Raw genomic sequence first — 12,791 nt, 5'->3', positions numbered from 1 at the left:
TTCTTCCTTCTGCATAAGGGTGTCGTTTCAATTCACCCTTTTATAGATTTAATAATCATAGTCGTCGGAAATCTTCTTGCTTTGTATAAAGAATAATAACGATCAGATACTTCCTCATCTGCTCCATCAAATCCGGATGAAACTTCGCTTTCTATCACAGAGTCAATCGTAAAACCCGCCTTAATTAATTCATTTATGTAAGTGGCCATCTTTCTGTTAGGAATAATTACCGGTGCTTCCTCTCCTTTAAAATTTTCGTACTGCGTGACCCCTTCATTTTGATAGGACCCATCAAGATAGATTTCACTATTCCGGCTTTTCAAATGAGCATATAATGGATGATCCCAGCTGAATATAAAGGCGCCACCAGGCTTTAAATAAGAATGGATCAATTCAAACGTGGCAGCAAGATCAGTCGACCAGCCGATTGCATAAATAGAGTAAACCACGTCAAAGTATTGCTTTGCCAGTCCAATATCAGACTCCATTGGTGCACAAAAAAGTTTGTGTTCCACATCCTTAAGAGTTTCTTCTGCAGTTCTTATTTGAGCCTCAGACAAATCAACTCCCCAAAGTTCGCTCGCACCCTTGTCGGCCATATATCTTAGTGAATGGCCGCTTCCACAGCCGATATCAAGGACTTTTTTATTGCTGAGATCGCCAAACAACCCTAACTCCTCTTCAGTCTGGGCAAATGGACCGTAGCTGGGCAATGCATCCTTACCATCAAAATGATGGGCTACTGTATCCCAGCTTTGTTTGTTTTGTTTAATGATATCAATTGACAATATAATCGCTCCAAATTCATTTAAGATTTCATTCGAATTTTAACATATTATTCCATCAAGGATCCCTCATTTTCTGAAAATAAAGAAAAACTCCCGAGAATTGCACAAAAAAAGCACAAGGTACGTCCCCGTGCTTCCATGCTTCACCCCTGTCTCAGATACAAAGGCAATGTAAAAGTAAATTCGCTGCCTTTTCCTGGCTCGCTTTTAGCGTAAATCTCTCCGCCATGTGCTTCGATGATGTATTTCACAATCGCAAGACCGAGTCCCGTCCCGCCGGATTCTCTGGATCGGGATTTTTCTCCGCGGAAGAAGGCATTGAAGATGTATGGCAGATCTTCTGCATGAATCCCCTGTCCGTTATCCTTTATGTTTACCTCCACAAAACCGCCCTTTTTCTCAATTTTCATTACGAGTTTCGTCCCGCCGTACTTGACGGCATTATCAATCAAATTCGCCAATACCTGCTTGATTCTGCCGCTGTCGATATTCAGACTGACCGACGGCAGCGGGCCAGCCAGAACCAGGTCTACATCGCCATAATCCATTTGAGCACTATGAAAGGACTCCTCGAAAAACTCGGAGCTGTTCACAAGACTCTTATCAATCGAGAGCTGATCAAGCTCGAACTTGGAGAATTCGAACAAGTCCTCGATCAGCCTGTCCAGCTGGTCGGTCTTTGATTTGATGACCCGATAATACTTCTTCTGCATCTCTTCATTCCTGGCAATCCCGTCTTCCAGCCCTTCTACATAGCCCTTTATCGAGGCTAACGGTGTCCTGAGATCATGCGAGATGCTGGCAATCAGCTGCTTTCGTGCCCGTTCATATTGCTGCCGCTGCTCAATCGACTTTTTCAGGTGGTCACGCATCAGGTTGAATCCCTCGATGAACCGGCCGATTTCATCTTGTCTTGCATATCTGATTTTATAATCCAGGTTCCCTTCAATGACTTCCTCAGTCGCATTGTATATTTCCTTTAAAGGGTGAAGGACCGTCCTCGAAATATACCATGTCCACAATAAAATGAGAGCGGCCAGGACGGTCAAACCGACCGCAGCCCCGCCAAGAACTGCATAGATAATCTCTTGAAACTGCCTGAATGGCGGCACAGAAAAGGAATTAGCCTGAATTTCAGCAGATAATCCGCCATGTTCCTGGGTCAGTATGTCCACATTGAACTTCCTGAGCCTATCCGGCCATATAGATGCTCCGTCACTTCTTTGATGGGCTGCCGAATTGAATACAGGATCGCCATCAGCGGAGAAAACCTTCAGCTCAATATCATATTTTTCCAGGAGGGGCCTTACCTTTTTGTAAAAAAAATCAGGTTCTGCAAGATACCCTGCATTCTCGTCAATCGTACTTTTGACCTCAGACAAGAGAAGATCCAGTTCATCCTCATTCCCTGCCTGTTGGTCCATACCTGCAGAAAATAATGCTATAAACAAAATCGATGCCACAATCGGCAGCACGATAATGCTGATAAAAGCGAAAATCAGCCGCGGCTTCAGTCCCCATCTCATCGGCTTCCACCATCGAATTTATAGCCGATTCCCCAGACCGTCTTGATATATTGTGGTTCTGACGGGTCAAGTTCAATCTTCTCGCGCAGCTTTCTTACATATACGGTGATCGTGTTCGTATCACCCACATGCTGATAGCCCCAAACATTTTCGAGAAGTTGCTCCTTTGTGAATACCTGGCCTTTATTGGAGGCCATGAACGCGAGCAGCTGGAACTCTTTTGCCGAAAGCTCGACCTGATTTCCTGCTGAAAACACCGTGTATTCTTTCAAATTAATCTCAAGCCCCGGGAATCTGATTACATTTTCAGGCTCCTTTTGAACGGATAAATGCTTGAATCTTCTTAGCTGCGCCTTGATCCTTGCAACAAGCTCTCCCGGGCTGAACGGTTTGGTCACATAATCATCAGCACCAATCCCGAGTCCGATGATCTTGTCGGTATCGCTCTTTTTCGCACTCATGATGATAATCGGAATATTCGACTCCGCCCTGATCCTGCGGCAAAGCTCGATTCCGTCCATTTTTGGCAGCATGACATCAAGCACTGCCACCGCAGGCTGATGTTCATTAAATTGGTTCAGCCCGTCAAGCCCATCAAAAGCCAAGATGCTTCGGAACCCCTCCGCCTCCAGATAATCACGGACAAGTTCGGCAATTTCCCGTTCATCTTCCACAATCAAGATCAAATCTTCTTCCATGTCATTACCGTCCTATTTTAAAAAAATTGAAGGAAACCACTAAGAGCGGTTTCCTCTTTCATAACATAGTTATACTTAAGCCGCAACGTCCCGCTTTTTAAAAATGTACAGTGACAGAAAAGCGAACAGCGCAAAGTAAACCAACAGCATCACAATGGAGAAAGTCATCGTCATTCCTTCAACAAGCGGTGTACCCGTTGTGTATTGCTGCAAGTCCGTATTCGCGAACAGGATGTATTTTGCCCAGTCGTACTGGCTTAAAAGCTGGACGAGCTGCGGGCCCGTGAACATCAGGAACAGCGAAATTCCAATCGCGAGCGAGCTGCTGCGAAACACAGTCGAAATCATGAAAGCCAAAGTCACCATCATGATCAGGTCGATGCTTCTGAAACCGAACAGCTCAATAATATGGGTAACCATATTCTGCTCGATGACCCTTCCATTGCTGTAGGACAGATACGGAGTTTCCGCACCGCCGAAGCCGAAAAAGAGGACTCCAAACAGAAAAGATGTGCTGAACAATAACAGAAGCATCAATAGTGCGAAAAGCAAGGTTGAAGCATATTTTGCCAGAAGGATTTTCGTCCTGCTGACCGGGCGAATGAGCAGCAGCTTGACTGTCCCCCATGAAAATTCACTCGCAACCATCCCCGCGGCAATCACAATCGTGAACAAAGCCGCAATCCCGGTGAATGTCGTCGCATCCACCATATAGCCCCAAAGTGAATCTCGCTTAATTGGTTCCACATCATGTTCAATCCGGTATTCATTCAGAGCGATTCTTTCCTTTAACAATCGCTTTTGCGCTTCAAGCAATGGTGCAGATTCCAGACTCTCTATAAGCTGTGCATTTTCAGCGCTCAGCTCTGCCTTCCAGTCGGCATTGCTGCCAGGGTCCAGGACAAACTTTGTAAGTATACCGACAAGGGCCACGACGAGAACCAGGATTCCGACCATCACCCATGTTCCCATCCGTTTATAAATCTTTATATTCTCATTATGAACTAACCTGAAAAAATGACTCATTTATTCCCCTCCGTCATTTCCAGGAATTTTTCCTCCAATGTCTTATTCCCGGAAGAGATTTTATAGATGTTAAACTCATTTTCCGCCAGCGCCTTAACAAGAGCAGGCACCTTTTCCCGGCTGGCTGAAACCAGCAGCTCATTTCCATTAATCTTTGGATTGAGCTCAGGAAGTGTCTTTTCAACAAATGCCCTGGCTTTTTCAATCGGTTCAACCTCAATCACCGTGTTCACCTTATCCCCGACAAAATCCTCGACGCTTTCCACGCTTACCAGATGCCCCTCCTGGATAATCCCAATCCGGTCGCACATCAGCTGCATTTCAGAAAGCATATGGCTGGATACAAAAACAGCGATTCCTTCCTCATGGGCAATCTTCCTGATATAAGTGCGGATTTCCCTGATCCCGGCAGGATCCAGGCCATTTGTCGGCTCATCGAGAATCAATAAAGAAGGTGAATGCAATAATGCCTGCGCAAGTCCCAGCCTCTGCCTCATTCCGAGAGAATAGCCCTTGACCTTTTCACGAATCCGTTTCTCCAATCCGACAAGCTTCACAATTTCATTGATTCTTTCCTTTTTCACAGGAACCGGCACCATCCGGGCATATTGAAGCAAGTTATCGTAACCTGAAAGGAACTTGTACATCTCAGGATTCTCAATGATTCCGCCAACATGCGAAATCGCCTTCTCAAAGTTTTTTTCAATGCTGAACCCATTGATCAGCACCTGGCCCTCTGTAATGCCCATCAACCCGACCATCATCCGGATCGTCGTCGTCTTCCCCGCACCGTTAGGCCCAAGGAACCCAAACACCTCACCAGGAAACACCTCCATGCTGATTCCATGGATAATCGTTTTATCTCCAATCACTTTCTTTAAATTCTTTATCTCAACAATCGGTTTTTTCATAGCTCATTACCTCCCTTTCACATTCTATTCTCTTAGCAAGTCCCTAAAATGCCCTTATCAAATTATTAATAAATTATTAAAATCTATGATCACGAAAAAAAGAGCGCCCATTGGGTCACTCTCCATTCTTTACATCTGCAGAAGTTTTTAATAATCCCTAAAGCCACACTTCTTTATAATCCTCGATATATTTCCTGATGCTGGACGGCTTCCTTCCAGTTACTTTTTCAAAATCATCCTTTATGCCTTTTGCAAGACCCAATTTAGTCGGAATGTGGATGCCGGCAACAACATTGATAAAACTTTCATCATTTCCTGTGGAAATCATATAATCTTTGAATTCTTTCACTGAAGGATTTTTGTACTCAACCTTTGTATTCATCACTTCCGATATGATCCTTGCCACTTCATAAAAATCCAGCGCTTCATTTCCGGTAATAACGTAATTTTTATTCCTGTGCCCTGCTGGGTTACTCAGGGCAATCACTGCCACTTCGGCAATATCCCTGGCATCAACAAAGCTCGTCTTGCCTTTTCCAGCAGGCACAAATATGCGTTTCCGCTCTTTCAGCTCTTTATATAAGAAGTCATTTAAATTTTGCATGAAATAGCCTGCCCGCAAAAATGTATACGGAATCCCGGCCTTCTTTATTAACTTTTCATTTTTAAAATGGTGGATGAATGGCATGAATTGGACGTCCTTCACTGAAAGGTAGACGATATGGCTGACGCCTTGCTTCTTAGCCCGTGTGATAAAGGCTTCAAACTCGATACGGTCTCCAGGCGGGTACATCAGGAAAATCCCATTTATTCCTTCCAATGCTTTCCCAAAGGTTTCCGGTTTTGAAAAATCGAGGGCCACAAAATCAAACTCGGAACCATGCCGCTCCCTCGCCTGTTCCACATTTCTGACAGCACATTTCGTAGGGGTCTGCTTCGCCTTTAATATCTCCGCTACTTCATAACCAACCTTACCATTGAAACCAGTCACTAAGATCGTCATGTTCCTTCCACCTTATCAAAATATTTTGTAGACCAGTCTATATAATTTACTTTCAAAAAATTCATCACTACTTACTTTAAGAGTGCCGGAATATTTTTAGCTGCCAATAGCAAGGGTTCATTGTTCCCCGTGGTAAAAGACAGCAAAAAGGCGCCTTCAATCAATGAATTAATGACGATTCCAAGCTCCCTTGCCCTGCTTTCTTCAAAACCTGACTGAAGCAGTTTTTCGGCAAAAGCCTCCTGGAAACCTTCATATCCACCTTGGCATGCTTTCCTGATTGGTTCGCTGAAAAGAGCGGTCTCAAGGGCAACTGCCGCAATCGGGACTCCTTCCTGGCTCCCGTCATTCTGATATTGCTTTGCCATTTCTTCGATAAAACCCTGAATCGCTTCAACAGCGTCCTTTTCTTGATCTAGCCCCCGCTCAATGCGGGTCCTGACATGCTGCGCAGTTAACTGAACAGACTCAACAGCAAGCTGTTCCTTTCCATCGGGAAAGTAATAGTATAAAGAACCCTTCGGAGCACCGCTTTCCTTTAAAATGTGATTCAGGCCGGTACCATGGTACCCCTGCATCTGGAACAGCCGTGATGCTGCACTGATCAATTTATCCCTTGAAGTCTCCTTCACGTCACTCACCCCACATATTTATATTATAACAATCGGTCTACATAATTCATGAGTAATGGTGAAAACATTGTGTCAATCGGGATAAACGCCTACTGTTAGAGATAATCCCGTTTATTACTGCCCAATGAGCAGCCTCTTTAGTAAAAGAAGAAGCACAGGATCCCCGTGCTTCACTTCAACTTCTTCCATAACACCAAATTCAATACAAGCAACAGAACTCCATAGCCCAATACACCAAATGGCACCTTCAACGCTAAAAAGTGCAGTCCGACAAACAATGGAATGATTAGGAACAGGAGAAATACTTTAATATCCCCACTCTGCTTTACAGCGTCAAAAGGCTGTGAAAAAGCGAGTTCTCTTTCTCCTGCCAGGTAGCACAACAGTGTATAGATCAATGCCGCTAAGAATACGGCAATCAGGTCATCCATAATTCTCGGTCCGAACAAGAAGCTGAACATAATCGATACGAGCAGGAACAACGGCAAGAACAGCTGGAAAAGGAATGCCTTCAATGCCGCTTTATTGATGATTCCCGAGCTTTTCACCGGAGCGACCTGATAAATCCAGCTGCCTTTATATGAACCAGAATGAGCGAGCATGATGACCGACATCGGGATGACCAGCATGACCGAATATATAGTCAAATAGGAACGGCTCGCAGCGAATTCAGCGAAACTCATCATTGAATAGCTGTTGAACATGAACACGAACGGAACCACCACAGCAAAGCCAAGTGAAGGATACACCTTCAGCTTGAAATCTCGCTCATTTTTCATCATGATCCTCGTGAACCGAAAAAATGGCAGCTCCTCTTTGGAGATAAGGAACGGCAAGGAACGGAAGACCTTCCACTTGCTGCTCGCTTTTTTCTTGCCGGTCTGAGCGGTCAGCTTCTGCAAATTGCGTTCGAAGTCTGGAATCATCTTCACATACACAAAGATGGACACAACAGGGCCCAGAACTGCAAAAAGAGTCAAGATCAGATTACCGAAGCTCCTGCTGCCCCCAAGCAGGACATCGAACAGGCCGGCAAACCACATGGGCGGAAGCAGCAACTGCCACCAAGCAAAATCCAGTTGATAATCGAGATTGACCAACTCAAAAGAACGCGCCACCACCTGGTAGCCAATCATAATCCCTATGGATAGGGCAATCTGGACATAATTGATGATATCCTTCAGCTTTTCGCCGTCAAAATACCTTAAAATAAACAAATAGAGCAAGGCCGTGAAGGCAATGATGAAAATATCCGCCAACGCGAATGAAGCAAGCAGCAGCCCTGAGAAAAGAAACCCTTTGAACATCACACTGACCACCAGCGGGATTAGCGTCGTGGCAAGGGTAATGTACAGCAAGTAAATCGTCACATGCAGCAATTTTGCCATGCTCACTGTCTTCGACTTGACTGGTTTCGTATCGAGGACACTTTTATCCCGCAAATCGAGCAAGACCGATGAAAAATCCGAAATCAGTGTCGTCATGATGATGAACATGAAGATACTGAACAGGATTGAAACCTGGAACAGATAATTATCTTTTAAAAATAAAAACGGAATCAGCATCAATCCAAAAAAACCATAAATCCACAATGATTTGAAGAATTCATTTTTCTCCGGCTTATCCTTCTTTTTCATGGACTGGCTGAACACCGTCGGCTTCCGGCGCTGGTCCATCGTCAGCTTGACCTGGAGAATCCGCCGCATCGTTTTGTACTCAACACCCATTTTTAAAAAGGCAGGCTTGAACAAATCAAGCAGCCTTAAGATTAAAAAGTTCTCCATCGTCACCCCTCCCTGACAATGGATACAAACTCAGCAGCACGGTCTTCATGCTCATGGAAACCGGTCATCTGGTTGAAAATACTTTCGAGTGAGCCTTCTTTGCTCTGAGTCTTCAATTCTTCAAAACTGCCATTCGCCACAATATGGCCTCCGTGCAGCAGGACAATCCGGTTGCTGATCTTCTCAACGACATCCATGATATGGGACGAGTAGAAAATCGTTTTTCCTTCAGCCGCAAACCTTGCAAGAATTTCTTTGAACACCATCACACTATTCGCATCCAGTCCCGTCAGCGGTTCATCAAGGAACAGCAAATCCGGATTATGTAAGAAGCTCGAAACAATCAATGTTTTCTGCCTCATTCCTTTCGAAAAAGACGAAATCCGAGAATGATAGACATCACCAAGGCCAAACACATCAAACAGCTGCTCCGCTTTCCGGTCGGCATCGTCATAATCCATCCCATACAGCTCGGCCACGAACGTCAAATACTCCTGGGCAGTTAGTGAATCATACATTTCCGACGTTTCGGGGATATAACCGATTCTCTGTTTATAGCTGCCGCCCTGCCCAGCGATATCCTCTCCAAAAACCTCAATCTTGCCAGAATACCCTTCCTCGAGACCAAGCATCAGTTTTACCGTCGTACTTTTACCCGCGCCATTCGGCCCTATATATCCAATGATTTCTCCTCTATCAACCTTTAAATCGATCCCCTTCAGCACCTCTTTGCTGCCATACGATTTCATCAGGCCGGTGATCGATAATACTTCCGAAGACATGACTCTCCCCCTTTTAAAAATGGCTTAAAATACCATATTTTCATTCTAACATAGTAGTAAAATACTGGAATGGTATGTGGGGTATAATATAGGAAAACCCTTATCCATAAGATAAGGGTTGGTAACGCTTCTTCCTGGCTAGCTATTTGTCACAAGATGTTCTCTGCTGGTAAGAGAAATAGTCCCTTTTGACAGCTTAACTGTAACGTCCGACATGTTTGCGATGTTTTGATCATGCGTCACGACAATCACACATTTCCCTTCATTATGTGCTAATTCCTGGAGTAGCTTCACGATTTCGCCCGCAGTCGTTTCATCCAGGTTGCCAGTAGGTTCATCTGCAACAATCAAGTCCGTATCACAGCAAAGTGCGCGTGCAATTGAAACACGCTGCTGTTGTCCGCCGCTTAAGGTCAGCACTTTTTGCTTCGCCTGCCGCGAGGTGATCCCCACTCGCTCCAGCATGCTCAAGGCAAAGTCCTTTTTATTTTTATGGCTTGAGCCGGTGATTTCCATAGCGGTCGTCACATTCTGCAATGCGGTCATATAAGGCAGCAGATTATAAGATTGAAAGACAATCGAAACATATTTATTGCGGAACTTGGTGAGTCCAACTTTCTTTATATCCTTTCCCTCATATAAAACGGCCCCTTCCTTCGGCACATCCAATGCACTGGCCAGCGCCAGGAATGTCGTTTTACCTGAACCTGACGGGCCGATGATCGTGTAAAAGGTTCCCCTGTCAAAGTTGACATCTATATTTTTGAGAATTTCCTGCTTCTTGTTTTCTAGCTTATACCAGTAACTGATGTTCTGAAATGCTAACAATGTGCTCATTCTTTCATCTCCTTTTAAAAAAATTAATCCTGCCTGCTCAGAATCGCTTTAGGCTGTAATCGTAATACAGTCAAGGATGGCAGCAGTGCCGATACAATCGCAATCAGCATTCCAATCATGGCAAGCAGCGTTAAGTCATCGCCAGTCACACTCACGTCGATTTCCTCAATCGTTTCGGCCTGTTCGGTTTGACCGCCTGGCATATTGCCACCCCCGAAGCCCATGCCTCTGCCGCGGAATGATTCAGGTGCAGTGGTTTGCTCTGCAGCCTGCAGCTCTTGTTTTAAAAGCTGATCGCTTACCTGTTTAGCCACTGCATTCCCACTGACTGTTGCAATACCGAGGGAAACCGTTGCAACGAGCAAAATCTCAACGATGAATTGTCCTGCAAGCTTCCAGCGTCGTTCCCCAATCGCCAGCAAAACCCCCATCTCATATTTCCGCTCACGGATGGACATCATGACAATCAGCCCTAAAATAATCGCGCCGGCAATCGATACCAGATAGACAATGTTATTAGAAAAACTGGCAACATTCTCAATTGGACCAACCATTTGCTGATACAGCTGGTCATCGGCATCTAGCTTGAAGGTTTCGAAATCAATGCTGCTCTCTTTTTGCGCCTGGGTGATGAAGCTTTCCATCTCAGCAGGATCATCAATGTAAAAAATGGCGCTATCGATACTGCCTTCATAGTCACTGCCTTTTAGCGTAGCGGCAGCTGTATACGGCACATACAACTTGTTATAAGGAATCATGGCGGTGAAATCCATCCCTTGTTCGACAGTGGAAGTTGTGGAATAAATACCTTTGATTTGCAGCTTCAGTGTGCTCGTTTCATCCCTTGGGTTCGACACTGTGATTGTGTCGCCTACTTTTAAGTCATTTTCTTCTGCAAGCGTCTGTTCAATAAGGGTTATATTTTTCCCCTGGTCCTCTTCTGTTAGATGGTCCCCTTCTACGATAGTGGCTGTACCGTCCATGAATTCCGAAGTAGAATCGGTAAAGCTCACCCCTTGCAGACTGATGTCACCCTGGGCCATGCCTCCGCCCATCCTGCCACCAGATCCTTCTGCTTGAGTGTTAGTGCTATCCTCATTCGGTTCACTTTCTTCGTCCGTGATTGGTTCAAAATTCGAGGCTAAAGCAGTAGTTGATGAGAAAAAATTATACCCTTTGATTTGTTCATACGAGGTCAGTTCTTTCGCTGTCTCCACCGGAATCGGAGTGGACTGGATCCGGCGGCGTTCACCGCTTGCTTGCTCGGCCTGCATCTTCTCACGCATTTTTTCCATGTCAACCTGCAGCGTAACATCCGCTCCAAGCTTCTGACGGGCAAGATCACTGGATTTCTTTGCCGCAGTCTGGATGGAAAGACCCGCCAGGACAAGCACACAAATCACCGAAAACACAAAGATTTGCAGCAGACTCTTTCCCTTCCTGGCTTTCACACTTAAAAACGATCGCTTAAAAAAATTCATAATTTCTCTCCTTTTACCAAAATGAGTACAAGGATAAGCTTAAGTGGAAAATATGAACAATATATGACCGGATTGTTACCTACTATGAAACAAAAATAGAACATTTTTATTCTTCTCTTTTTCTTACAACTAAAAAAACCCTTACCAAATAGGAAAGGGCCAATCAAAGTGTCAAAACAGGTTTGCTGAGAAATGTTTATTACTGTTTTTGAGACATTTTTATTCAGTCGGAGCTACTTTTAAAGGAATTGAATACCAATTAGGAGCATATTTAACGGTTGGCGACGTTTTTTTAACGGTTGTGACGATTTATTTAACGGTTGGCTCGTAAATTTATACGGTTATGACGATTTATTTAACGGTTGGCCCGAGATTTATTTCTGGCTGATGAGACTTTTACAGAGTATGGGCACCAAGTAATCTTTCAATAAACAGGTGTTCCACTCACACCACTTTTTCCAAAAAGATCTGTACAACAAGTGCCACTGTCATTACCCGCAGGATCGGTTTGACATAGTTGGGGTTCAGCCTGCTGGCAATCCGCACGCCAATCTGAGCTCCCGTCACTGACCCCAGCATCAGGGCGATGGTCACTGGCCAGATCACAGCTCCAGTTGATATATAGGTAATCGCTGCGCCTAAGCAGCTTGAAAACGTGGCAAGCCGGACATACCCGACCGCCCGGATGTAAGCGATGTTCAAATGAGCAAACAAGCATAGCAAGAGCGTTCCCTGTCCTGGCCCAAAAAGTCCATCATAAATCCCGATTGCGTATAACCCCGGGACACTTTTACCAGAAGGCTTTAATGGCTGATCACCTGACATGCTTCCTTTCCCTAAAAAAGAGGCGAAGAAGGCAAAAATCAGCAAGCCAATCGCCACCATATACATGTCTTCACTTGAAATTTTTGAGGCTATGAACCCGCCGCTCACCCCGCCAATCAGGCTGACCGGGATAATCCAGAATGATTCCTTGAATGTAATTTTCTTTTCCCAATAAAGGTGATAAAAGCTCGAGAACGAGCTGACCGTATTTGATACTTTATTAGCGGCAATTGCAGAGTGCACCGGGATGCCCAGAACAAGCATGGAAGGCAAGTTGATTAAGCCTCCTCCTCCCGCCAAAGTTCCAATCGTCGTCGCTATGATTCCAATGAAAAAGAGAATGATATAATCCATATTTTTACACCTCCTTAATTTATTATATTCGCGCACCTTCAATAAGAAAATTTAATAAAATTAATAATTATCCATAAGAAATAGTTATACATAAACAAAAAAAGAGCAGCAGAATGGTTCTGCTGGCTCACAAAAATCTCTCTT

The 12,791-nt window shown here is 44.6% G+C and carries 12 protein-coding genes; all 12 read right to left on the bottom strand.

Annotated features, from left to right (window positions below):
* Positions 1 to 32: 32 nt before the first annotated feature.
* Positions 33 to 791, bottom strand: coding sequence for a class I SAM-dependent methyltransferase (locus J7I80_RS12000; protein WP_483297699.1), 759 nt, complete (start codon positions 789 to 791; stop codon positions 33 to 35).
* Between the two features lie 140 nt (positions 792 to 931).
* Positions 932 to 2,314, bottom strand: coding sequence for a sensor histidine kinase (locus J7I80_RS11995; RefSeq protein ID WP_214738592.1), 1,383 nt, complete (start codon positions 2,312 to 2,314; stop codon positions 932 to 934).
* Positions 2,311 to 3,012 (bottom strand): response regulator transcription factor, encoded by a 702-nt coding sequence (locus J7I80_RS11990; RefSeq protein WP_214738591.1) that lies wholly within the window; start codon positions 3,010 to 3,012, stop codon positions 2,311 to 2,313. Before J7I80_RS11990 ends, J7I80_RS11995 begins: the two co-directional genes overlap by 4 nt.
* 75 nt (positions 3,013 to 3,087) lie before the next feature.
* Positions 3,088 to 4,038 carry an ABC transporter permease gene (locus J7I80_RS11985; RefSeq protein ID WP_214738590.1) on the bottom strand — a complete coding sequence of 317 codons (951 nt, stop codon included), beginning with the start codon at positions 4,036 to 4,038 and terminating at the stop codon, positions 3,088 to 3,090.
* A complete protein-coding gene (locus J7I80_RS11980) occupies positions 4,035 to 4,949 on the bottom strand; it encodes an ABC transporter ATP-binding protein (RefSeq protein ID WP_214738589.1) in 915 nt (304 codons plus the stop codon). The genes J7I80_RS11985 and J7I80_RS11980 overlap by 4 nt, the downstream gene beginning before the upstream one ends.
* 157 nt (positions 4,950 to 5,106) lie before the next feature.
* A complete protein-coding gene (locus J7I80_RS11975) occupies positions 5,107 to 5,952 on the bottom strand; it encodes an SDR family oxidoreductase (RefSeq protein ID WP_214738588.1) in 846 nt (281 codons plus the stop codon).
* A gap of 71 nt (positions 5,953 to 6,023) precedes the next feature.
* Positions 6,024 to 6,584, bottom strand: a complete 561-nt coding sequence (locus tag J7I80_RS11970) for a TetR/AcrR family transcriptional regulator (RefSeq protein WP_353050103.1) — start codon at positions 6,582 to 6,584, stop codon at positions 6,024 to 6,026.
* Positions 6,585 to 6,754: 170 nt separating this feature from the next.
* A complete protein-coding gene (locus tag J7I80_RS11965; protein WP_214738587.1) occupies positions 6,755 to 8,368 on the bottom strand; it encodes a hypothetical protein in 1,614 nt (537 codons plus the stop codon).
* A gap of 2 nt (positions 8,369 to 8,370) precedes the next feature.
* Entirely contained in the window at positions 8,371 to 9,150 is a 780-nt protein-coding gene (locus J7I80_RS11960) for an ABC transporter ATP-binding protein (RefSeq protein WP_214738586.1), read from the bottom strand.
* Positions 9,151 to 9,288: 138 nt separating this feature from the next.
* Entirely contained in the window at positions 9,289 to 9,987 is a 699-nt protein-coding gene (locus tag J7I80_RS11955; RefSeq protein WP_214738585.1) for an ABC transporter ATP-binding protein, read from the bottom strand.
* A gap of 23 nt (positions 9,988 to 10,010) precedes the next feature.
* Positions 10,011 to 11,468, bottom strand: a complete 1,458-nt coding sequence (locus J7I80_RS11950) for an ABC transporter permease (protein ID WP_214738584.1) — start codon at positions 11,466 to 11,468, stop codon at positions 10,011 to 10,013.
* Between the two features lie 444 nt (positions 11,469 to 11,912).
* On the bottom strand, positions 11,913 to 12,647 hold the full coding sequence (locus tag J7I80_RS11945; protein WP_214738583.1) for a sulfite exporter TauE/SafE family protein: 735 nt from the start codon (positions 12,645 to 12,647) through the stop codon (positions 11,913 to 11,915).
* Between the last annotated feature and the right edge of the window lie 144 nt (positions 12,648 to 12,791).

This window comes from Bacillus sp. ISL-41, assembly GCF_018613235.1.
Lineage (GTDB): Bacteria > Bacillota > Bacilli > Bacillales > Cytobacillaceae > Mesobacillus.
This window is presented reverse-complemented; position numbering and strand designations above follow the sequence as displayed.

Bases quoted from the DNA above. Each gene is read 5' to 3' on its own strand.
- J7I80_RS11990 (WP_214738591.1), bottom strand. From the start codon at position 3,012: ATGGAAGAAGATTTGATCTTGATTGTGGAAGATGAACGGGAAATTGCC.
- J7I80_RS11960 (WP_214738586.1), bottom strand. From the start codon at position 9,150: ATGTCTTCGGAAGTATTATCGATCACCGGCCTGATGAAATCGTATGGC.
- J7I80_RS11975 (WP_214738588.1), bottom strand. From the start codon at position 5,952: ATGACGATCTTAGTGACTGGTTTCAATGGTAAGGTTGGTTATGAAGTA.
- J7I80_RS11945 (WP_214738583.1), bottom strand. From the start codon at position 12,647: ATGGATTATATCATTCTCTTTTTCATTGGAATCATAGCGACGACGATT.
- J7I80_RS11965 (WP_214738587.1), bottom strand. From the start codon at position 8,368: ATGGAGAACTTTTTAATCTTAAGGCTGCTTGATTTGTTCAAGCCTGCC.
- J7I80_RS11995 (WP_214738592.1), bottom strand. From the start codon at position 2,314: ATGAGATGGGGACTGAAGCCGCGGCTGATTTTCGCTTTTATCAGCATT.
- J7I80_RS11955 (WP_214738585.1), bottom strand. From the start codon at position 9,987: ATGAGCACATTGTTAGCATTTCAGAACATCAGTTACTGGTATAAGCTA.
- J7I80_RS11950 (WP_214738584.1), bottom strand. From the start codon at position 11,468: ATGAATTTTTTTAAGCGATCGTTTTTAAGTGTGAAAGCCAGGAAGGGA.
- J7I80_RS11985 (WP_214738590.1), bottom strand. From the start codon at position 4,038: ATGAGTCATTTTTTCAGGTTAGTTCATAATGAGAATATAAAGATTTAT.
- J7I80_RS11980 (WP_214738589.1), bottom strand. From the start codon at position 4,949: ATGAAAAAACCGATTGTTGAGATAAAGAATTTAAAGAAAGTGATTGGA.